Source organism: Streptomyces sp. SM18, from assembly GCF_002910775.2.
GTDB lineage: Bacteria > Actinomycetota > Actinomycetes > Streptomycetales > Streptomycetaceae > Streptomyces > Streptomyces halstedii.
The window spans coordinates 657,433-677,988 of sequence record NZ_CP029342.1 but is presented as its reverse complement, the minus strand read 5'-3'; the positions used below and the strand labels follow the sequence as shown (position 1 = coordinate 677,988).

The following is a 20,556-nucleotide window of genomic DNA, read 5'->3' as shown; positions in this document are numbered from 1 at the left end:
CTCGCCGGTCAGCATGTGTGGGCATGGGTGGGTAACGAGACGTCATGAACGTGTCCTTGAGGGGTGCGGTGACCGGCGTGCCGGTGCGCGAGGCGTCATGGAAGGGCGCGGCGGCCGGGGTGGGCGATCGGGACGGGCCGGCACGGATGAGTTGCCGCTCGCTTCGCGTGGCGAGGCCGTGAACTAGGTGTTCCAGGGCAGGGAGTACCTCCGTGAAACACGGAGGGGAGTAGCCAGCGGCGGTGTGCGCCGGACGGTTCAAAAACAGTAGGCGCGGATCGGCCGTTGACCAAAAAATCGGCCTGAGGTATCGGAATCCGGCACCTCACGGAGCACTTTTTGGTCGTCGGCGGATTCGCCTCTACAGTTTTTGGACTCCCCCTCACCTTCCTCGGTCTGTGGCTCTGGGCTTCTGCATGCCCGATTCCAGCCCGCGAGGACTACTGCGTGAGGCAGTGAGTCCCATTTCGCTCCGCGTTCCCATACCCGAATAGGGGTTCCTCTTTGCCTTTTTCCCTGCACCAGGGCGACGCCCTCGGCATCCTCACCGGCCTTCCGGACGGCTGCGTCGACTCGGTCATCACCGATCCGCCGTACAACAGCGGGGGCCGGACCGCGAAGGAGCGCACCACCCGCTCCGCCAAGCAGAAGTACACCTCCGCCGATTCCAAGAACGACCTCGCCGACTTCACCGGCGAGAACATGGACCAGCGCAGCTATGGGTTCTGGCTGACGCAGATCATGACCGAAGCGCACCGTCTGACGAAGACCGGCGGGACCGCGCTGTTGTTCACCGACTGGCGCCAACTCGCCACGACAACGGATGCGATCCAGGCGGCCGGGTGGCTGTGGCGGGGCGTGCTTGCCTGGCACAAGCCGCAGGCCAGGCCGCAGAAGGGCCGGTTCACCCAGAACTGTGAGTTCATCATCTGGGGGTCGAAGGGGCCGATCGACGGTTCCCGGAACCCGGTCTACCTGCCGGGTATGTACTCGGCGTCGCAGCCCTCGGGGTCCAAGCGCCAGCACATCACGCAGAAGCCGGTCGAGGTGATGCGCGAGCTGGTCAAGATCTCCCCGCCGGGTGGCACAGTGCTCGACTTCTGTGCCGGCTCCGGCTCCACGGGCGTCGCCGCCCTGCTGGAAGGCCGGGACTTTATCGGTGTGGAGAAGACCGAGCACTACGCGTCGATCGCGGCCGACCGGCTCACCGAAACAGTCCGTGAAACCCTTACCCAGGACGACGTGGTTCTCACCGTCTGAGCCGCGACCGCGCTTACGGTCGAGGTGACTGGAGCCCATAGCGGAATCCCGGCACAGCAGATCCCGTATCTCACCGTCCGGTCCGTGCGTCGCTCCCTCCGTCCTTCTCTCTTTCCGCGTCCCGTAGGAGGCCGAAACTTTTCATGCCCGAATCCACAAAGCCCGCAGACGGCGGGGAGTTGGAGCCGGTTCGCGTCCCGGATCCGCAGCTGGAGGGAATTGAGGCGAGCGTCCGACGGCTCATGGAGCAGTCGGCGCAGCAGGCGCAGCAGCTTGACCACCTTGCTTCCGCCCCGGAGCCGAGCGGATCGCCGTTCGCCGCGTTCGGCCTGCCAGGACTCGGCGGGCCGTCTCCCTCAGCCCCGCCCGAGCCCCGCCCGATCCTCGAACTCGACGGCGAGGAACGGGAAGACGAACTCGACGCCCTGTCGGACTGGGTCGACGACTTCTTCCTCCCGGTCTACGGCTCGGAGGTCACCACCGCAGCGCCCTGGTGCCTGCAGTGGCAGGAACACGACGATGTCGTGGCCTGGCTCCACGCTCTGTGGCTCGCCTACCAGCAGCACAAGGAACCCGACGCCGGTCTCTCCGGCCTGTTCGTGTGGCACCGGGACTTTCTCACCCACGCTGTCGCGGCGATCCGCGCCCCGGCCGGCCCGCTGTCGGCGTGCATGACCTCTCCCGACCGTCCCGCACACCGTCTCCTGCCGGGCCCGCCGCCGTCCGTGCGCGCGGAGATGGCGGCCTCGGCAGAGGCCGCCGGGCCTGCGGAGCCGGACGAGCCGACGTCATGAGCACGAGACAGGGGCAGCCCGCCTTCGGCCTGAGCTTCGACCCCCGGGCCCTGACCGACCTCCTCCAGGCCCCCAGCGGCATCCGCGACCTCGCCCTTGCCTACCTTCAGGAAGTCGTGACCGCCCAGCGCTTCGGGCTGCGCCTCGACGGTGACCTGGAGGGATTCCGGAAGCTCTTCGTGGACCGTCGCAAGGAATGGCGCATCGTCTACGGCATCCGCCCGGCACCCGCGGAGTCCGCACACCCGAAGGAAGTGCACGTCGTCGCGGTCCGACCGCGTGCGGGCAACGACGTCTACGACGAAGTCGGCCGCCGCCTGGGGATGGCCCGTCGGCCGCTGAGTGCCCGCACCCACGCGGCACGCTCCCGACCGCCCCAGCTGACCACCCGCGGCCCCGCACCCCGGCCCGGTCCGTCGGCCACCGCACCACCGGGTCTGCCCCGTCCCGCACAGAACCCCGCGCACCATCACCCCCGCTGAACGCACGGAGCATCGCCTATGCCCCCTCACCCCCCGCCGACACCAGTGCGGCGTGCGGTCACGCAGCTTGACCACCGCATCGAAGCGGTCACCGGCCACGACATCGACACCCTGTGGGCCTACCGCGAGCGCGGCGTCCTCGACGAACCGCACGCCCAACTGGTCGACCGGCACCGCACGCTGGCCGGCGCTCAGATCGGCGTCACCTTCTACCTCAAACTGCTCAACCGGCTCACGAGCGGTGAGTTCCCTGTCGACGGTGCTCTCTTCGTACGCATCAATCGCACCGTGGACCAGTTGGAGGAAACCGCCGACGCGCGCGACGCCGCAGCCGAAAAGGTGTTCGCAGCCCTGGAGCCCATTGAGGCCGCCGCACCATCGACGCCCGACAAAGGACCGCTCTCGACCGACGACCAGACGGCACTGCTCGCCATCGCCGGCGGTGCCAAGCTCCACGAACACCTGCTGACCGGCCGGGCATCCGTGGCCGCCTCCTCCGGCACCCGCATCCCCTATCCCCAGATGCAGCAGCTGGAACGTGCCGGCCTGGTCGTACGGGACACCAACCACCCGGTGCACGCCGGCCAGCCCGTCTCCCTCACAGACACCGGACGAGCCGCACTGCTCGACGCCCGCCGGCCTCCCACGACGCATGCGCCGAAGAGCCCAGCTCGCCCGGGCGCATTCCCGTCCACTCCGGCGAAGCGCCGCTGAACTCCACCGAAAGGCTCTTGTTGTCCCCCACCGAACCGACGCCGGTCAGGAAGTCCATTCCCCAGGTTGACTTCGAATTGGACGACCTCGACGCCGACGAGGAGAGGTACCTCGACTTTTACCGCAAGGTCGCTGTCCACGAGGACATGCTCGTCCCCCTAGCCGAACACCACGACGGTCCCCAGAGCTACTACGTGCTTTTCGACCGCACCGCCACCTGGGGGCACCCCGGCATGCCACAGATACTCGCCGTCCACCTGCAACGGGAGCACGAGAAGCAGACATTCAGCTTCGAGCGGGTGGAGCTGCCGCTCCCCGCGATGGCGCAGTCCTGGCTCATCCACCGAGGCTGCCCGCACGACGCCATCGGCCTCGACTCCGAACTGGGCACGCCGCCAGCGGACGAGGCCACGCGAGCCTTGGAGCGGCGCCTCGCCGACCACGGCAACCACTACGCCCTGGGCTACTCCTACACCTGCGACGACCCGGACGACACGGTCACCGTCGTGGCACTCCGCGCCTTGGACGAGCGAGCTCCCAGCCCGTACCGCGTCGTAGTCGAGGAGGTCGACACCGACGCGTGGACCCACACCCTGCGCGAGGGCGGTTTCGACACGAGCAAGGCCGCCCTGCAGTGGTGCGAAGACCGTCTCACCGGCGAGGCCAGCCCTCTCCCACCGGTCCGCCCATCAGCCGCAGCCATCCCTCCGGCAGGGGTGGCGAAACCCCTTGCCCCGCGCCCGGCCAGCCGCTCCCGCTGAGCGCCACGCCCGACGCGAGCTGCGCAACATAACCGACGATCGCCGGTTAGCCAAACCGGCGATTCCCCGGACTCTTATACAGCCGCCGCGACACCAACCGCAGTGCCATTCCAAACAACCCCCCATGCCTTCACGGAGGTTTCTTCCGCATGCGCTTCACTCGAATTGCCGTATCCGCAGCAATGCTCGGTGCGCTCGCTGTGCCCACGCTGTCCGCCACGACCGCCAGCGCGGCACCCGCCACCGTGGCCGCCGCCCCCGCGAGCAGCTGCTCCTCCCTGCCGCCGCTGCCCTACGAGGTCCGCACGGCTGCCGTCACCATCCGGTCCAAGGCCACCACAAAGTCCACCGCGCTCGGCGTGCTCTACCGCAGCCACAAGTTCACCGTGCACAAGAAGAGCGGCAACTGGCTCTACATCACGGACAGGTCGACCGGCGTCAAGGGTTAGGTGTCCGGCACCTACGTCTACCGCGATGTCCGCATGTGCCTGAACTGACAGAGCTCGCCTGTCAGTCACCGGCCTTTCCAGAAGGGAGCTTTTCTCTTGTCCGACGGCATTTCCGTTGACGCTGAGGATGTCGTGGGCGTGCTCACCGAACGGATCGAAGCACGCTTCGGCATGGACCTGGAGCATCTGCAGGCAGCAGTCGCCGCCGCGCCGACCGACAATCCTGACGCCACCGACATCGTCAAGTGGCACGGCCATCTGGTCGCGGCCCAGGCTGCGCTCAACCGCGCGGAGGACGGCCTTCTGACCGCGCTGGAAACGCAGCCCAGCGAGGTCGACGACCCGACCATGGGCCTTGCCCACCGTGTGAACGCGGCCGTCGCCACACGCGACGGCCGGGCCACGGTCGTGCGATGGCTCCTCGACCCGGACGCTCTGGGTAAGAAGGACCTCGCTGCCGAGCGCCTTACCCGCCTGCGCCCGCGAACCGGGCCGGCTGTGCAGACCAGTGCTCCCCAACGCCCTCCGGGGACACCGGCGCCGGCGTCGGCATCGCGGACGGGTGCGGCCGTCCGATGAGCCGGGACAAGGCCAGCACCATGGACGCCGAGCTGCAGAAGGTCTTTGGGCCCCCGGTGCCCGAGCTGTACGAGGCGGCGGCGGCCGGGCCGGATGCCTCTCCTGCCCTCGCCCGCGCCCTGGAACTTCGCTCCTTCCTCGCGCTCACCGAGGAGCAGGTCGCCCGTGTCCGCGACCGCGTGCACACGGACATGGATCCGGACCGCGATATGGGTGATCTGTCGGCGGACAAACTTCGCGCCGATGCGCAGTGGCTGGAGGCTGCCCTGGACGCACGCGACAGCTATCGCGCAGCCCTCGGAGAGCTGCTGCGCACCATGCCTCCTCCTGGTCAGCTGGCCCGGCCCTTCCGCATGGCACAACTCAGGACCACCGCGACCCTGTCCCCGTCCGCCGCCCCGGTACCCCAGCGTGCCGGGGCGGCCCGGGCCCACCGACCGTGAAAGCCGCAGCTTGTCCCACCTCACGTCCGCCGGGATAGCCGGACGGATCGAGGACCTGTACGGCGCACCGCTCGCCGACCTCGAAGCCCACGCCCGTGGCCAGGCGCCCGGCATGCTCTCCGCTCTGCTCGGCATGCACGGAACCCTTGCCCTCGCCGAGCGCAGCATCGACTTCCACCGCGACCACCTCGCCCGGCTCATCCACCCCGAGCGCCAGGTCGGCCGGCACGAGGTCTCCCATCTCTTTGACGGTGCACGCCGACTCGCCGAGGCGGTCGAGGTCCGCGACGTCCAGGCCAAGTCGCTCGACGCCGTTCTGCAGAGCCTCGCCCGCGTCCCGGCCCCGGAGCCCTCCCCGGTGACTCCCTCGCCACCCGTCCCGGCTCCGCCCCTTCCGGCTCCGGCCCTTCCGTGCCAGAGCACGGCACATAGCCGCTGATCCGGCGGTTTCCTCTTACTCACCAGGAGTTCTTCCCGTGGCCATCACTGCTCTGCCTCCCGACACCGACGCCGACATCGCCCGGGTCACCGAGGCCCTCGCCATGATCACCCCACGTTGGAACGTGAGGATCTTGTTGGCGCTTTCCGGGCCGCCGCTTCGTTATAGCGAGTTGGCGGCCAAGGTGTCCTGGCTGCAGAGCGGCCAGCTTCACCCCAAGCTCAAGTCGTTGTGCGACGCGGGCCTCGTCGAGCGCGCCGAACACACCGCGCGGCATGTGACCTACGGCCGCACTGAGCGTGGCGAGGCGCTTCTGCCGGTCCTGCCGGTGATCGTCACCTGGGCCGAGGAGCACCTGGAGACGGCGGACCGCCCGCTGCCCGCGATCGAGCAGATCGAGGACAGTCTCACCCTGCTCACCCGGCGGCACGCCGCCTCCATCCTGTGGGTGCTCAAGACCCGCCAGGACGTCGGCGCGATGGCTCTGGCCCGGATCGTGATGCCCAGCAGTGACTGGACCAACGTGTACCCGCCACTGCGGCAGCTCGTCGCCGACGGTCTGGTCGACACCGAGGGCAACGGCCGGCCCTACCGGCTGTCCGTGGCGGGCGACGACCTGGGCCCCGTCCTCGGTGCTCTGTCCGCATGGTCGGCCGGGCAGCCCCTCAGCCAGGCAGCCCAGCACCCGGTCTGGGGGCACACTCAGGCGCAACCCGCGCCGAGGCCGTGGACCAGCAGCCAACCACGATCTGTCCCGGCGGCCCTCCCGCAGACCCGCACGCTTGAGACTTCTCCGGCGTGGCACAACCGCGATCTCTTCTCCCATGCCACGCCCGCTCGCCCGAAGGCGCCCCTCCCGGCGGGCGGCCCGCGCCGATGACCAGCCTCTTCACCCCCGCCGAAGTACGCACCGCCGTCGAGCTGCTGGCCTCACGCCCCTTGATCCGCCTGGTCACCGAGATCGACGACAACGGCGCGATACCGCCGCGACGACTGGCCAACACCCTCCCCGACCTCCCCAGGCACCAACAGCGCAGCGCCACCGAAGCCGCCCGCGCCCACGGTCTCGTCCGGACCGCACCCGGTACCGGACTCGAACTCACCGAGCCCGGGTCGGAGCTGGCTGATCTGTACGACGCGGCAGCTCGCTGGGCCCGCCGCCACGCCTACCCGACACCGGTCTGCGAGTTCAGCAGCCGCATCCGACACGTCCTCGACCTGCTGACGCCGTCTCTCGTGGCCCAGGACGCCGACGGCAGTTCGTGGCCGTCGGGCGGGCGCCTGTCGAGCGCCGAGGCTGTGGCAGACCTCGGTCGTGTCCGCGCTCTGCTGATCCAGTGGCTGGCCGCCAACCCGCAGGTCACCCGGATACCCGAGCCCGAGCCGGTCGCGTGAGCCCAGCGATTGCACCCCGGCACGCACGCCACAGCGCCGGGCTGATGCGAGGCGTCTACCTCCCCCGCGCGGCAGACGCGTTGACGTCCGCGATGTCCACGTACGGCATCCCGCTGCTGGTCCTGACTACCACGAGCTCCGCCGCGCTGACCGGTGCCGCATTCGCCCTGGAATGGATCCCGCGACTGGCGGCGTCCGGATGGGCGGGAGCACTCGTCGACCGGCGTGGGGCAGCCTCCGTCTTCCACCTCGCCGCCCTGGGTCGCGCGCTGGCCCTCGCCGCCGGCGCGGTCCTGCTGCACCTCCACCCATCCGGCCTCGTCGCAAGCGTGACCGTGATGGTGCTCGCGCCGACGACCGGAGTGCTCACCGCGATCAGCTACATCGCGGCCGAAACCGCGGGTGCCGCCGCCGGCCGCCGAGCGGAGGGGCAGGCCCATCGCGTACAGGCCATCCTGCTCGGCATCGAACAGACCGCGACCGTCGCCGGCCCGGCGCTCGCCGGAGTGCTGCTGCTCGCAGGGCCACCGCCTATGCTCGCCGTGATCACCACGCTCTCGCTCCTTGCCGCGCTGCTCGCCCTACGCACACCCCCCTCGCCAGTCACGCCCGCCCGCCCCTCGAAACGACAGCCGGGCACCGGACTCCTCACCGGGTGGAGCACCATCCGTTCCCTTCCCGCCCTCGGCTGGCTCGTGACCGGGCTGACCCTGTCCAACCTGGCCACCGGGCTACTCCAAGCGGCCAGCCCGGTGATCGTCGTCAAGCACTTCGGGCAGACCACCACAGCCGTCGGCCTGGTCTGGTCCGCAGCAGCCGGAGCGACGCTCCTCAGCGTCACGATCTGCCGGTTCGCCCTCGACCGCCTGGGGATGTGGCCGGTCGGCGCCACCTGCGCCGCCCTCGCCTCACTCGCCTGCCTCGCCGCCGCCCAGGCCCCCGACTATCGCTCGTACCTGGTCCTGATCGCGATCCTGATGGCAGCTGAAGGCGGCATGACGGTGGTTCTGCGCACCTTGCGTTCCCGCCTGATTCCGCCGGAGAAGTTCGGCAGCACCCTGTCGGCGACCGTCCTCATCCTCCTACTGCCCTTCCCCCTCGCGGGCATCGTCACCGCGCTCACCCCGCCGGACGCACTGGGCCACGTCATCACTGCATGCGCCGCCCTGCAGGCTCTCGGCCTGTTCTGCGCCTTCGCCCGGCTGCGCACCGATCCCGCCCTGCGCTCCTGACCCTTCCGCACTCCCCAGCCTATGGAGAACCTCATGCCCGCCGCCATCCTCGGATCACACCGCGCGAGCGGTCGCAGCATCACCGAGCAGTTCCGCGCCTTCGACGCCAACTACCCGCACGTCTATCGCGCCCTGGAACGCCTGGCCGCCCGCCGCCTGGCCGCAGGCGCCACCCGCGTCAGCTTGAAGGATCTCTTCGAGGACCTGCGCCGTCAGCTTCCGCATGGCGTCGTCGGGCTGAACAACAGCTACACAGCCCTCTACGCCCGGATCCTGATCGACGAGCACCCGCACTGGGCTGCTGCGTTCGAGCTGCGCCGACGCCGTGCCGCCTGAGAGACAACTCCTTCCCATCTCGTCCTGCCGTCCACCGATACGGAGAACCCTTGTCCACTCGCCCTCTCGTACTTCTGGTTTCCCCGGGTGATGAGACCTATCGCGGCTACTGCCTTGAGCAGGTGGCTGCCGCGTACGATGTCGTCCTGCTCACCGGCACCGAGCCGACGTGGGAGACACCGTTCATCGTCGACCACGCAGTTGTCGACCTGACCGACCCCACAGCCTTGCTCGCCGGCGGTCGGGCCCTGGCTGCTCGCCACGACCTCGCCGCCGTGGTCACCTGGGATGAGTGGAACCTCGTACCCACCGCCCGCATCGCCCGAGCGCTCGGTCTGCCCTCGAACTCCGTCGAGGTGATGCGGGCCTGCCGCAACAAGGCAACCGCCCGCTCCCTGTTCGCCCAACACGGGGTGCCGTCGGCTGCCTCGTTGAAGGCACGAACTCTGCTGGAGGCCGGCCTTGCGACGATGGCGCTGGGGTTCCCCGCCGTCATCAAGCCCGCCGCCTTCGCCGGCAGCATCGGCGTGATCCGCGTCGACCGCCCCGAAGAACTCCCCGCCGCGTTCGCCTTCGCCTCCGAGGGCGCGAGCCGCAGCCGCGAGGACACCGTTGTCCTGGTCGAGGAGTACCTCGACGGACCGGAGGTCTCCGTCGAGTGCGTCACCCACCGCGGCGAGACCACCGCGATCGCCGTGACCCGCAAACACCTTGGCCCAGCACCGTACTTCGACGAGACCGGGCACACCGTCGATGCCACCGACCCGCTCCTCACCCAGGTTGCCCCAGCCGCCGCTGCCGCAGTCAGGGCCCTGGGAATCACCGACGGCGTGCAGCACGTCGAACTGCGTCTCGTGGACGGGAAGCCCCGGCTGATCGAGGTCAACGCCCGGATCGGCGGCGACATGATCGGACATCTCGTCCGCCTCGCCACCGGCATCGATCTGCCAAAGGCCGCCGCCGACCTCGCCTGCGGCCGGGCACCGGACCTCACCTCGACCCGACGCGGGGCAGCGGGCATCCGCATGCTCCACCCGGACGCCTCCGGCACCCTCACCGCACGGCACATCAACATCCCGTTCGCCGCCCACACCCCGTGGCTGCACCAGGTGCGGTGGATCCGCGAGATCGGCGAGCAGCTCCTCCTGCCGCCCGAAGGTGACCTCTTCACCGCGAGGGCGGGGTTCTACATCGTCACCGGCCGCAACACCGTCGAGGTCACCGACCGCCTCGACACCGCCGCCGACGAGATCACCATCACCACGAGGGCGGACCGCTGAGCCACCAGCCCGATCCGCGCACCGACGTCGACGGAGACGTCTACGTCTCCCCGCGCTACCTCGCCGGCACTACCGGCATCGGCGACCCAGCCCTCGCTCCCCTCCTCGACCTCGGCTGGGAACTGCAGCACGACGACCTCGGCAACGCGTACACGAACGCCCCCGACCGCAAGATCCGCCTCGGCTACCTCCCCGAAGGCGAGGACGACGGACTCTGGCGCATCAACGCCTACCAGGACTCCTTCGGGCCGCCGACCTGGGGCGTTTGCTTCAACGACAGCACCCCCACCGAGTTCGTCCAGGCATTCACCACAGCCCTCGCCACGGCATACGAGCAGGGCCCGGACGCCTACCTCGCGGCACCGGACTCCCGAAGCGATGACCGCGAGCCGTTCCTGGCCGTCGCCCCCCTCATCAAACGAGGCTGGCAGCTGGAGCGCCCGCAGCGGGGCGCCTCCCTCACCGTCCAGTCACCCGACGGGCTTGCCGGGCTGGAGTTCACCACCGGGCCTCTGGACCCGGAAGCCGAACTGACCACCCGAGACGCCCGCTGGCAGCTGTGGGCCGGCAAGTCCATCGACCGGCCTGCCTGGTACGCGACCGCCAGCACCGGCACCCCGGTCGCCCTGCTCACTGCCGTCACCCAGTGCGTCTCCGACCCGGCCCCACTGCCCCGTTGGCGCGAAGCGACGTTCAGTTACCGCGAGGGCATGGTCCAGCTCACTTCGGTCCTGCCGTCCGGCCCGCCGGCTCCCACGCCGCTCGAGGTGCAGCGGGCTGTCTCATCCCGACGCCCGGCCGCGCTCCCCGCGACCAGCGTCCCGCGCTGGAGCACCAGCAGCCGACCGGCCCTGCCCGGCCCTCGCCGGTAACACCAGCCCGACCTCGACCGGAGATTCCACTTGTCCCTGCAGGCCGCCGAGTTCTTCGCCGAGCTGTGCCTTCCCTTCCACGACCACACCGTCGTGGGCAACACCTACTTCGCCGCCCCCGTGCCTGGCGTACCGCTGCGGCTGAGGATCGATTTCACCGGCACCATTCACGCGGACACCTACGGCGGGCTGCGTGTCGCGGTCGTCCACCCGGACCGCGGCGAGATCGACGCAGTGGCATTGAGTTTCCTGGACCATGGAACTTTCCACCGCCGCGACGAAGCCGCCAACACCCACCCGAACACCAAGCTGTACGCGACCTTCGATACCTACCACCGCCCTGGCCGGCCCCCGTGGGACGGGGCTGTCACGACCGGGCTGCGGGATGCCGTCGAGCACTACACCGCCGTCTGGTTCCCTGGCGCCTGGACCGCGTCCGCGCCCAAGCCCGCGGCCAACCGCAGCGTGCTCAACGTGGCGGTCCCACCGAGCACACGCAACGGTGCCCGCACTCGCTGAATGCACGGCCCGGCCCCCGTCGGCCGTGCCCCGCTCCGGCTGCCCGACGTCCCGCTCACCAAACTTTTCGACGCCGCGCCTCAACGCCGGATCCCCTTCGGTCTTGCCGGCGCCCAGGGCCTGATTGGCATCGAGCAGCTGCCCGTCGAGCAGCAGCAACTCGTCCGTGCCGCCGCCCGACGCTCCGCCATCACCGCGCCCTTTCGTCCGGCGAGCGGCCCGGCCGCCTCACCCCCGAGACCGATGCAGGGCTGCTCCCGCTGAGCCCGGCCACCTTCACCTGCTCCCGCCCCCATCCCTTGGAGAGTCTCTTCTTGCGCATCCGTTCCGCTCGCACCCTCCCGGCCGCTATAGCTGTCGCCGCTGCGGTGACCGGCAGCCTGTCCTGGGCACCGACCGCGTCTGCCCAGAGCACCGAGCCCACACCGTCTTCGACTACGCGCAACGCGGGCGAGGCGGAAACCGGTGGCGTTGCCATCTTGAAGAAGGACCCCGGAGGCGACGTGCTCGCCGGTGCGTCCTTCACCCTGCTCGACTCCGCAGGCAAGGAAGCCGCCAACGGCAAGACCGATGCCCAGGGGCAGCTCGTTTTCAACGGCCTCACGCCGGGGGTCTACCGCCTCAAGGAAGTCACCAGCGGCAGCCCTCTGCACGACACGGTTGACGACCAGGACGTCATCGTCACCCCCGGCGTCGACATGCCACTCACGATCGTCGACCCGTTCAAGGACGCCTCGGTCCTGCTGAAGGCCAAGGACGACAAGACCGGCAAGCTGCTGCCCGGATCGACGGTCAACATCGGCAGCGGCGAAAAGACCATCCTGACGCTGACCACCGGATCCGATGGCACGGCCAGCGGCAAGCTCCCCTTTAATGCCCGTAACGGAGACTTCTGGGTCAAGCAGGTGAAGGCGCCTAAGGGATATGAGATCCACAAGCCCTCGAAGACGTTCAAGGCCCAGCCGGGCGATCCGGTGACGGTAACCACCACCAACGCCAAGATCCCGCTGCCCACGGAGAAGCCGACCGACAAACCGAGCGACCAGCCGACCCCGGACACACCCAGCGACAAGCCGAGCGACCGGCCGACCCCGGACAGGCCCGGCAAGGACGAGGAGACCCCGGAGCCATCGACCGTCGGCGCTCCGGCCTCCGACGAGACCGCGCCGATAGCCGCAACGCCCGCCCCTGCGGGCTCGCTCGCCCACACCGGCGCCGATGCCACCCCGTGGCTGATCGGCGGCGCTGGTCTCCTCATCGTGGCGGGCGGAGGTGCTCTTTTCGCAGCCCGCCGCCAGCGAACGGACAGTTCCACCGACGACGGCTCCGTCGAGAGCTGACCCACCCGCCCTGTGGCCACGAGCCCCCGGAATCTATTCCGGGGGCTCGTCGTGCGTAACCGGAGGGACGGCCCGGCCGACACTGGAAGTCCAGTGTCGGCCGCCCGTTGAAGCTGTTGGAAGGCGCCTTACGGCATCGCCGCTCGCGACGTGAGCCCAGCCGTCGTCGTTCGGACGCTGCCTGCACGGCGTGGCGAAGCAGATTGACCAGCGTGGTGTCGCCCTTAACAGCGGCTAACACAATGAGTTGATCTGTCGGTGGGTGATGAGGCAGCAGGCGAGTTTGAGGAAGGCTTCGTGGATGTCGGCCCGTCGTTCCCAGCGGATGCGGAGGCGTTTGAAGCCGTGGAGCCAGGCGAAGCTGCGTTCGACGACCCAGCGGTAGGTTCCCAGTCCGGTGCCGTGGAGGGTGCCGCGGCGGGCGATGGTAGGGACGATGCGGCGCTGGCGGACCTGGTCGCGGTAGATGTCGTGGTCGTACCCGCGGTCGGCGAAGAGTGAGTCCGGCTTGCGTCGCGGGTGCCCGATCCGGCCTCTGATGGGTGGGACGGCGTCGAGCAGGGGCAGGAGCTGGGTGACGTCGTTGCGATTGCCGCCCGTGAGGATCACGGCGAGCGGTGTGCCTTGTCCGTCGGTGATCAGGTGGTGTTTCGATCCGCTTCGGCCACGATCGACCGGACTCGGTCCCGTGAGGCTCCCCCTTTTATGGCCCGTACGTGGCTGGAGTCGACCACGGCACGCGACCAGTCGAGACGGGCCGCCGCGTTGAGCTCGGCCAGCAGCACCTCGTGCAGCTGCTGCCAGACGCCGGCCTCGTTCCAGTCCCGCAACCTCCGCCAGCACGTCATGCCCGAACCGAAGCCCAACTCCTGCGGCAGGTACTCCCACTGGATGCCGGTGTGCAGCACGAACAGGATGCCGCACAGCACCTGCCGATCCGGCAGCGGCTTCCGTCCAGGGTGCCGAAACCGGCGTTCCTTGCGCGGCAGCAGCGGCTCTATCCGCTCCCACAGAGCATCCGACACAGAGCCGTTTCCAACCTCCCGTCAGGTTGGAAACGGCTCACTGGATACGCTTCACACCCACGAGACAGGACTGCAGATTCTTCGGGTCCTCACCCTGCTCGCCGATCTCCTCGATGCCGAGGGTTCCCTGATCAACTATGCGCGGCGAAGGAAGCTGTTCGGACGGCGCAACGACTTCATCAGCGCCGAAGCCTGGACGGAAATCAGAAGGAACGCGGGCCGCAACTACCCGGCGGCCTCATATGTGCACCACGCAAATCGCTGGATCTACCAACGTCTCACTGGTAATCCCGTGCGGACGATGCCGTCACCCAGCTCAGTGACCAATGAGGACAAGCCAAAGAAGTATCCTCTCTTCGCTTTCGACCTCCATCCCTTGGAGGTCGACGCTCTCACTCGCCGCTGCTCTGAACTGCTCACCGACCACGACATCAACGAACCGGTGCTGTGGGAGCCCTCCGTGCCGGCGCAACTGGACGTCCTGGGACTTGCGGGGATCTCTTTGGACAGCATTGCTTTCACCCAGGTACACGATCTACTCCAGGCGGGTTCCCAGAGCGCGTCTGCTGTCGCCCGAACACTGGGCACCAACACAGCCCATGTCCGCTGCATCATCGACCGCCACCCGTTCAGCCGCCACGAAATCGTTGCCGGCCGCATCGAGACGTGGCGCCAGCTCTATGCATCCGGCCATTCAATTGCCGAGATTGCCCGCACCGTCGGTGGCGGGCACGCAACTATTGATCAGAAACTCATTGGGTTCACTCGTCGAGGATGTAGCGGACGTGCCGGGCGCCGAAGTATCTGCGCACGATGTGGGGTTGGCGTTGTCGGCGGTGGAAGAATCTGCGGGTTTCGGTGGCGAGTTCGGCCTGGTTTCTGGCCCGGTGGGGCAGGCTGCGTTTGAGGTCGGCGTTGACGAGCTCGTCGGGGTTCAGCTCGGGTGAGTACGAGGGCAGGAAGTGCAGCTCGATCTGGTCCTTGTGGTCGGCGAGCCAGTCCCGGACGGCCTTCGAGCGGTGGGCCGAGTGCCGGTCGACGATCAGGTGCACCTTGCGGTCGAAGTGGCCGACGAGCCGGGCGAGGAAGCGGCACATGACCTTCGCGTCGAAGGTGTCGGTGAAGACCATGAAGTGCATCCGGCCGCGGGTGCTGATCGCGGACATCGCGTTCACGGAGAACCGGTTGCCGGTGCGACGGACCACCGGCGTCGCGCCTTTGGCGCCCCAGGTGCGGCCGGTGACCTGGTCCGTGCGGATCCCGACCTGGTCGCCGAAGAGGACTTCGGCGTTGTCCGCCTTCGCCCTGGCCCGGATCGCCGGCCAGGTCTCCTCGCACCAGGCGCGGACGGCCTCCGGGTCCTGTTCGACAGCACGCTTGTCCGGCCGCTGGAACGTCAGCCCCCATCGCTTGAGGTACTTGCCCACCCCGGGCTCGGTGAACCGGACCCGGTACAGCTTGAAGATCAGTTCACCTATCAGCCCCCGCGTCCACAGCTGACCAGAAAGCCCCAGCTCGCAGGGGATGTGCTCCAGGACTGCCTGCCGCACCGCGGCCTGCTCGGCCTCGGACAGCACCTGGTGCTCGCCTGTGCGGCGTCCTCGCGGCCGGGACAGCAGCGCGTCCCGGCCACCCTCCTGCCACCTCGCCCACCAGTTGTCCACGGCCCTGACAGACACTCTGAACAAGCCCGCGACCTCCGACCTGTCCCGGCCCTCCACCAGCGCGGACACCGCCAGCAGCCGCACAGCCTCCTGCGCGTCCGGTGACCACGTCCGCGCATCCCCCACCAGATCACTCACACACAACCAACGAGCCCGAACCCAAAGCGTTTCGGATCAATATCAGCCCCCGCGTCCACAGCTGACCAGAAAGCCCCAGCTCGCAGGGGATGTGCTCCAGGACTGCCTGCCGCACCGCGGCCTGCTCGGCCTCGGACAGCACCTGGTGCTCGCCTGTGCGGCGTCCTCGCGGCCGGGACAGCAGCGCGTCCCGGCCACCCTCCTGCCACCTCGCCCACCAGTTGTCCACGGCCCTGACAGACACTCTGAACAAGCCCGCGACCTCCGACCTGTCCCGGCCCTCCACCAGCGCGGACACCGCCAGCAGCCGCACAGCCTCCTGCGCGTCCGGTGACCACGTCCGCGCATCCCCCACCAGATCACTCACACACAACCAACGAGCCCGAACCCAAAGCGTTTCGGATCAATATCGCCAGTGAACTCCGGCGCATCGGTGTAGAGATCCGCCCCCGAGCTCCTCGCCGTCAGTACACGCATCTGGTTCAAGAGGTCGTCAGCCGCTACACCGAACGGGACCAGTCCCTCCAAGAGATCGCCGATGCAACTGGGATGTGCAAGGCAACTGTCAGTAACGTCCTCGAACGGGAAGGCGTCCCCCGCCGGGGCTGCGGCCGACGCCCCCGTACGTCGTTGCCTGCTTCAGCCTGACTTCCCCTCAGAAGGGCCGACACCCGATTCCCTCGGGCAACAACCGTGTGCCGACATCACTCACCTGTTCAAAGGCTCACATCGTGCGCCCGCGGCTCCTTAACCTCGGCCGAGCTGCCAAGCTGAGGTTCACCGTCACCCGCAGGTGCCTGGTGGGGGAACGCAACTGTGCCTGGCCGCAGCAGAGATGTTCCGAAGAAGGACTCGAAGATGAGGTCGAACTCGCAGGACGCCGATTCCTTGAAAGCTGGCAACCCGCGGATGGCATCAGCGGTGGTGTACCGCTCACAGAACAGGCGGGCCCGGTCGTTCTTGTTGTTCGACTCGTTGGCCTGGAGTTCGGGGTAATAGGCCTCGATCGCCCCGAGTTCCCAGACGTAGATGTCTTCGTGGCGAAGCATCTGCAGTAGTTCCCGCTTCATCCTCGCCAGTTCTGGGTCCTCGGCTTCTTCGAGGATCCGCCGCGCGGTTCCGGATGCGGAGCGGGCAAAGAACGCTTTCACGGCTGCATCCAGTTCCTCGAACTTGCACAGACCTTGTGCGTGTTCTTCACTCTTGAGCTGTGCATGCTCCCACAGAGCACGCGCGCTACCGTTCTTGCTGAGGCTCTTGAGGGTGCCGGCTGATGCCTTGACGTCCTCGTTCTTCATCAGTTCGTTGACTTTGGAGACTACGCGGTCACGCAGTTGGCGGCACTCGATGCTCGCACCCAGCTTGTCGAACCCGTCAAGCACGACGTCCAGGTCCGCGACGACCGAGACCCTCATCGCGAAGCGCTGAAAGAAGCTGCGGTACCGCTCGATGCTGCCTTTGCCTTCGACCTTGGCGATCGCGGCACCGTGCTTGTCGAAGTCCCACTGCGGGCTGAGGGTGCGTGCGATGTGAGGGATGAGGGTACGGTCGCTCGGCCCCTCCACGAGGAGCACGGAGGTAGCGAAGAAGGCCGCCTCGTTGTTCTCGTGCGTGATGATCTCGAACTGATCGCGGGCGTCCATGTCGGATAGGTCGATCACGTATGTCCGGCTAGCTGGCGGCTCCAGCGTGTGGTCCTTGACGACCTTTACAAAGGTGCCGGTCGCTCCTGGCGCGCAGAACGCCGATGAGTGCGTGCTGACAAGGACGTCGTTGTAGTTGGAGAACACGGTCAGGGCATCGAAGAGCTGGCGCTGCGCCTGCGGATGCAGGAACACCTCGGGCTCCTCGAACAGCAGCAGGCAGGGCTGTTGCGCACTGTCAGGCTGAGTCGGCTTCGACGTCTTCATGTCCACGTAGGCGCGGAGGATGGCGAAAGCCACTGACCGGCGCAGACCGTCGCCCTTGGTCTTGAAGGGGCCGTTGATGCCGTCGTTGACGGTGATCTGCGCCTCCTCCAGCAGGCTACGCAGTCGTGGCGGGGGAATCTCCAGGCGTACTCGTGCACGAGGGAAGGACTCCTGGAGGTTGCGCTGGATCAGCGACTCGATCTCGCGCACCTCCGCCAGCCGGCCATCCGACTCGCTGCCGTCTTCCTGCGACACGACGTTCAGCTGGCTGCGGAGCAGTTCGAAGGATGTTTCCAGTTGCGGCAACTGATGCTCGATATCCTCGAACAAGATGGACAGCAGGCGTCCGAACGTTGCTGTCGAGGTGGTCTTGAGGTCGTCGTTGAGCTCCTTCACGGCCGGGATGTAGATGGGCTCCGGCAGCAGGGGAGCGACCGATTTGTCCAAGCCGGTCATCAGTGGGTCATCGCCCGTGGTGTAGTCGTCGTCCCCAAGAGCGGCGACGCATTCGGCCCATTCCCGCTCGACGGCAGCACGAGTGATCTTGCCGGGTAGTTTGGCAAAGATCTCCGGGTAGGTGTACTTGACGTTCGCCTCAAGCTCCTCAGCGGAGATCTTGGGCCGGAGCACCTCCTTCAAGGCTCCCTTGTGGAAGCGTGCTTCGCTTGGCACCTTGCGGACTACCCAGATCGAGCCCTTGCCGGCACCCGTGTATGTCCGCGCCAGGGTCAGGCGTCCGTCTGCGACCACAGGGGCGATGCGCGAGCGGTGACTCTCCTCAAGCCGCTGGAGATCTGCTGCACCGATACCGGCGAACGTGAGTTGGACCCGGATGGGGAGCGCGGGGTTCAAGAAGTCGGTGTCGACTGCAGAGCCCGAGCGAAGAAACATGTTGAGGGCCTGGAACACCGAGGACTTCCCCGCGTTGTTCTCGCCGATGAGGCATCCGAAACGGGAGAACGACATGTCCACGTGGCTCAGTCCACGGAAGTTGTCGATCCTGATGTGTTCGAGGCGCATGGTACTCCAGAGGACGTGCAAGCCGAGCGAACATCGTAGGGCCACAGATGGCATGGCCGCCGGGCTTAACCGAGATCAACTGAGATGTCGGCAGAGAGTGGTGTGCAGCCCGCTTCAGGCTGTAGGGGAGCCGTGCGTTCCGAGCATGAGCGACAGAGATGAAGCTGATGCGTTCATGGGTTGGGGCCATCGCAGGAGGCCGGTCGGTGCTGCCCAACCGCTTGCGGCACCAGGCTGGCCGCTTGCTCCACGTGATCAGCTCCCATGGCGCTGTCGGAGCTCAGAGGTAGGCATGCGCGGGACGCCCCGGGGTCCGTTCGCCGGTTGTCAGCCACTCGCCGCTATCGGGTCGGGGAGCGAGCCAGGAGGTGGTTGCGCAACCTCGTTCAGCGCACGTTGTCAGGTGAAGGGGGTATCAGTCGTGGGCCGTACGTGGCAAGATCGGGTCACTCACGGTGAGTCTGGGCCTGCAGGGGGTTAGGCATGGCTGAGCGGGAACCTGATTTCGAGGCGTCGGCCTCGGCCCTCGGCTACGTGTACCAGCTACGTGAGGCTCTCCATCTATGTGTGAGCCGACTCGGAGACCTTGACTGGGCGTTGGCAATCGAGGCTGGGGACGACATCGAGGAGGTCCGCCGAGACGGGCGGACGTACTACCAGCTCAAGCACCGTGCCCCTGGCACGAAGATGACTAACGCAAGTACGGACTTGTGGAAGACCCTGCGTATTTGGGCCCACGCGATCCACGGTGGGCAACTCAACCTCGACCAGACCGATCTCATCCTGCTCACCACTGCGGAACTGCCTGATGGGTCCGTAGGCAGCATGCTGCAGCCAGCTGATTCCCGGCAACGCGACGAACGTAGTGCCCTGGAAGCGCTGAAGACCACGCGCAGGACCTCCAAGAGTGAGTGAGCCGTTTCCAACCTGACGGGAGGTTGGGCGGATAACCCCGGCGGCGGGCAGGAAGAAAGCTCCTGGTAGACGGTTCACGACCAAGATCACCAGTCCGCCAGGAGCTTTCGCGTGCTTGTCTACCCGTCCGGCATCGATCTGTCCAGCCGAGCCCTGCAACACCTCTCCGGTCTCCTCGCAGGTCACCGCCGTCGGATCGGCTCCCGGTGGCGTCGTTTGACTTGCGGTCGGCAGGCCCTGCTCGTCCTGGCCCACGTGCGCTGCGGCGACACCTATGCCCGCCTCGCAGCGGGTTTCCGCGTCGGGGTCGCGACGGTCTACCGGTATATACGCGAGGCCGTCGATCTCCTGGCCGCTTTGGCGCCCACGCTGGAGCAGGCGATGCAGACCGTGCGGAAGAAGGCGTACGTGATCCTCGACGGCACCGTGCTGCCGATCGACCGCGTTGCCGCCGACCAGCCGTACTACTCGGGGAAGAAGAAGCACCACGGGATGAACGTGCAGGTCCTCGCGGATCCAGCCGGCCGTCTGATCTGGGCTTCGGACGCGCTACCCGGAGCCGTGCACGACCTGACCGCGGCCCGGACCCACGGCATTCCCGCCGGTCTCGCCGCCGACGACATCAAGTGCTGGGCGGACAAGGCGTATCAGGGTGCAGGCCCTGCTGTCCGCGTCCCGTTCCGGGGCAAGAATCTGCGCGGCTGGCGCCGGCGTCACAACCGCGATCACACCAAGATCCGCAGCCTCGGCGAACGCGCCATGGCCACCCTCAAATGCTGGCGGCTCCTGCGGAAGCTCCGCTGTAGCACCACCCGGATCACCGCCGTCGTCCGTGCCGTCGTCGCCCTCGAACTCACCACCTGATCAAGATGGAAAAGGCTCAGTGGACTTCGCGTCTGACTACTAGGGTCCATGGCGGAATGCCGGCCACAGTGACTCGCTGAGAACAGTGGCCGGCGCAGTCGCTTCATTGCGCGGTGGCATTTCCT

23 protein-coding genes are annotated in these 20,556 nt (G+C 67.7%); 19 read left to right on the top strand and 4 right to left on the bottom strand.

Annotated elements, in window-relative coordinates:
- Positions 1 to 504: 504 nt before the first annotated feature.
- The 17 genes from B9S64_RS02930 (at position 505) to B9S64_RS02845 (ending at position 12,895) form a co-directional block, all read left to right on the top strand.
- Positions 505 to 1,260 (top strand): site-specific DNA-methyltransferase, encoded by a 756-nt coding sequence (locus B9S64_RS02930; RefSeq protein ID WP_103492514.1) that lies wholly within the window; start codon positions 505 to 507, stop codon positions 1,258 to 1,260.
- A gap of 242 nt (positions 1,261 to 1,502) precedes the next feature.
- Positions 1,503 to 2,054, top strand: coding sequence for a DUF4913 domain-containing protein (locus B9S64_RS02925; protein WP_030817654.1), 552 nt, complete (start codon positions 1,503 to 1,505; stop codon positions 2,052 to 2,054).
- A complete protein-coding gene (locus tag B9S64_RS02920) occupies positions 2,051 to 2,536 on the top strand; it encodes a hypothetical protein (protein WP_103492512.1) in 486 nt (161 codons plus the stop codon). The genes B9S64_RS02925 and B9S64_RS02920 overlap by 4 nt, the downstream gene beginning before the upstream one ends.
- Positions 2,537 to 2,554: 18 nt before the next feature.
- Positions 2,555 to 3,250 (top strand): hypothetical protein, encoded by a 696-nt coding sequence (locus tag B9S64_RS02915; RefSeq protein WP_103492511.1) that lies wholly within the window; start codon positions 2,555 to 2,557, stop codon positions 3,248 to 3,250.
- A gap of 17 nt (positions 3,251 to 3,267) precedes the next feature.
- Positions 3,268 to 4,011, top strand: coding sequence for a hypothetical protein (locus tag B9S64_RS02910; RefSeq protein ID WP_103492510.1), 744 nt, complete (start codon positions 3,268 to 3,270; stop codon positions 4,009 to 4,011).
- Positions 4,012 to 4,160: 149 nt separating this feature from the next.
- Entirely contained in the window at positions 4,161 to 4,460 is a 300-nt protein-coding gene (locus B9S64_RS02905; protein WP_309136900.1) for an SH3 domain-containing protein, read from the top strand.
- Positions 4,461 to 4,556: 96 nt separating this feature from the next.
- Positions 4,557 to 5,039, top strand: coding sequence for a hypothetical protein (locus B9S64_RS02900; RefSeq protein WP_103492508.1), 483 nt, complete (start codon positions 4,557 to 4,559; stop codon positions 5,037 to 5,039).
- On the top strand, positions 5,036 to 5,482 hold the full coding sequence (locus B9S64_RS02895; RefSeq protein ID WP_103492507.1) for a hypothetical protein: 447 nt from the start codon (positions 5,036 to 5,038) through the stop codon (positions 5,480 to 5,482). Before B9S64_RS02900 ends, B9S64_RS02895 begins: the two co-directional genes overlap by 4 nt.
- Before the next feature lie 10 nt (positions 5,483 to 5,492).
- Entirely contained in the window at positions 5,493 to 5,921 is a 429-nt protein-coding gene (locus tag B9S64_RS02890; RefSeq protein ID WP_181012378.1) for a hypothetical protein, read from the top strand.
- Between the two features lie 37 nt (positions 5,922 to 5,958).
- On the top strand, positions 5,959 to 6,801 hold the full coding sequence (locus tag B9S64_RS02885; protein WP_103492506.1) for a winged helix-turn-helix transcriptional regulator: 843 nt from the start codon (positions 5,959 to 5,961) through the stop codon (positions 6,799 to 6,801).
- Positions 6,798 to 7,316: a regulator gene (locus tag B9S64_RS02880; RefSeq protein ID WP_103492505.1), complete on the top strand. Its 519-nt coding sequence runs from the start codon at positions 6,798 to 6,800 to the stop codon at positions 7,314 to 7,316. The genes B9S64_RS02885 and B9S64_RS02880 overlap by 4 nt, the downstream gene beginning before the upstream one ends.
- On the top strand, positions 7,313 to 8,548 hold the full coding sequence (locus tag B9S64_RS02875) for an MFS transporter (RefSeq protein WP_103492504.1): 1,236 nt from the start codon (positions 7,313 to 7,315) through the stop codon (positions 8,546 to 8,548). The genes B9S64_RS02880 and B9S64_RS02875 overlap by 4 nt, the downstream gene beginning before the upstream one ends.
- A 33-nt stretch (positions 8,549 to 8,581) precedes the next feature.
- The gene (locus B9S64_RS02870) at positions 8,582 to 8,884 is read left to right on the top strand and encodes a hypothetical protein (protein WP_103492503.1); all 303 of its coding nucleotides are present in this window, start codon (positions 8,582 to 8,584) and stop codon (positions 8,882 to 8,884) included.
- A 50-nt stretch (positions 8,885 to 8,934) separates the two neighbouring features.
- Positions 8,935 to 10,164, top strand: coding sequence for an ATP-grasp domain-containing protein (locus tag B9S64_RS02865; protein ID WP_181012376.1), 1,230 nt, complete (start codon positions 8,935 to 8,937; stop codon positions 10,162 to 10,164).
- Positions 10,161 to 11,036, top strand: coding sequence for a DUF317 domain-containing protein (locus B9S64_RS02860; RefSeq protein ID WP_103492501.1), 876 nt, complete (start codon positions 10,161 to 10,163; stop codon positions 11,034 to 11,036). The genes B9S64_RS02865 and B9S64_RS02860 overlap by 4 nt, the downstream gene beginning before the upstream one ends.
- A 30-nt stretch (positions 11,037 to 11,066) precedes the next feature.
- Complete coding sequence (locus B9S64_RS02855; protein WP_103492500.1) at positions 11,067 to 11,555, top strand: hypothetical protein; 489 nt, start codon at positions 11,067 to 11,069, stop codon at positions 11,553 to 11,555.
- Between the two features lie 314 nt (positions 11,556 to 11,869).
- A complete protein-coding gene (locus B9S64_RS02845; RefSeq protein WP_103492498.1) occupies positions 11,870 to 12,895 on the top strand; it encodes a SpaA isopeptide-forming pilin-related protein in 1,026 nt (341 codons plus the stop codon).
- Positions 12,896 to 13,129: 234 nt separating this feature from the next.
- Here B9S64_RS02845 and B9S64_RS02840 read toward each other — a convergent pair.
- From B9S64_RS02840 to B9S64_RS02825, 4 genes are all read right to left on the bottom strand, one after another.
- Positions 13,130 to 13,920 (bottom strand): IS5 family transposase gene (locus tag B9S64_RS02840; protein ID WP_375153024.1). Its coding sequence is split into 2 segments (ribosomal slippage): positions 13,130 to 13,615 and positions 13,618 to 13,920, totalling 789 coding nucleotides; the frame shifts between segments, so codons are not numbered across the junction.
- A 761-nt stretch (positions 13,921 to 14,681) separates the two neighbouring features.
- Positions 14,682 to 15,641, bottom strand: coding sequence for an IS630 family transposase (locus B9S64_RS02835; RefSeq protein WP_374936107.1), 960 nt, complete (start codon positions 15,639 to 15,641; stop codon positions 14,682 to 14,684).
- A 73-nt stretch (positions 15,642 to 15,714) separates the two neighbouring features.
- Positions 15,715 to 16,008 carry a helix-turn-helix domain-containing protein gene (locus B9S64_RS02830; RefSeq protein WP_258038053.1) on the bottom strand — a complete coding sequence of 98 codons (294 nt, stop codon included), beginning with the start codon at positions 16,006 to 16,008 and terminating at the stop codon, positions 15,715 to 15,717.
- 430 nt (positions 16,009 to 16,438) lie between these two features.
- On the bottom strand, positions 16,439 to 18,652 hold the full coding sequence (locus B9S64_RS02825; RefSeq protein ID WP_181012451.1) for an ATP-dependent endonuclease: 2,214 nt from the start codon (positions 18,650 to 18,652) through the stop codon (positions 16,439 to 16,441).
- A 483-nt stretch (positions 18,653 to 19,135) separates the two neighbouring features.
- Here B9S64_RS02825 and B9S64_RS02820 point away from each other — a divergent pair, with 483 nt between their 5' ends.
- Positions 19,136 to 19,567: a hypothetical protein gene (locus B9S64_RS02820; protein WP_103493631.1), complete on the top strand. Its 432-nt coding sequence runs from the start codon at positions 19,136 to 19,138 to the stop codon at positions 19,565 to 19,567.
- Positions 19,568 to 19,678: 111 nt separating this feature from the next.
- Positions 19,679 to 20,431, top strand: a complete 753-nt coding sequence (locus B9S64_RS02815) for a transposase family protein (protein ID WP_103493630.1) — start codon at positions 19,679 to 19,681, stop codon at positions 20,429 to 20,431.
- Positions 20,432 to 20,556 lie beyond the last annotated feature (125 nt).

Coding starts and splice junctions, on each gene's coding strand:
- B9S64_RS02925 (WP_030817654.1), top strand. CDS start 1,503: ATGGAGCAGTCGGCGCAGCAGGCGCAGCAGCTTGACCACCTTGCTTCC.
- B9S64_RS02920 (WP_103492512.1), top strand. CDS start 2,051: ATGAGCACGAGACAGGGGCAGCCCGCCTTCGGCCTGAGCTTCGACCCC.
- B9S64_RS02915 (WP_103492511.1), top strand. CDS start 2,555: ATGCCCCCTCACCCCCCGCCGACACCAGTGCGGCGTGCGGTCACGCAG.
- B9S64_RS02905 (WP_309136900.1), top strand. CDS start 4,161: ATGCGCTTCACTCGAATTGCCGTATCCGCAGCAATGCTCGGTGCGCTC.
- B9S64_RS02895 (WP_103492507.1), top strand. CDS start 5,036: ATGAGCCGGGACAAGGCCAGCACCATGGACGCCGAGCTGCAGAAGGTC.
- B9S64_RS02880 (WP_103492505.1), top strand. CDS start 6,798: ATGACCAGCCTCTTCACCCCCGCCGAAGTACGCACCGCCGTCGAGCTG.
- B9S64_RS02870 (WP_103492503.1), top strand. CDS start 8,582: ATGCCCGCCGCCATCCTCGGATCACACCGCGCGAGCGGTCGCAGCATC.
- B9S64_RS02825 (WP_181012451.1), bottom strand. CDS start 18,652: ATGCGCCTCGAACACATCAGGATCGACAACTTCCGTGGACTGAGCCAC.
- B9S64_RS02820 (WP_103493631.1), top strand. CDS start 19,136: ATGGCTGAGCGGGAACCTGATTTCGAGGCGTCGGCCTCGGCCCTCGGC.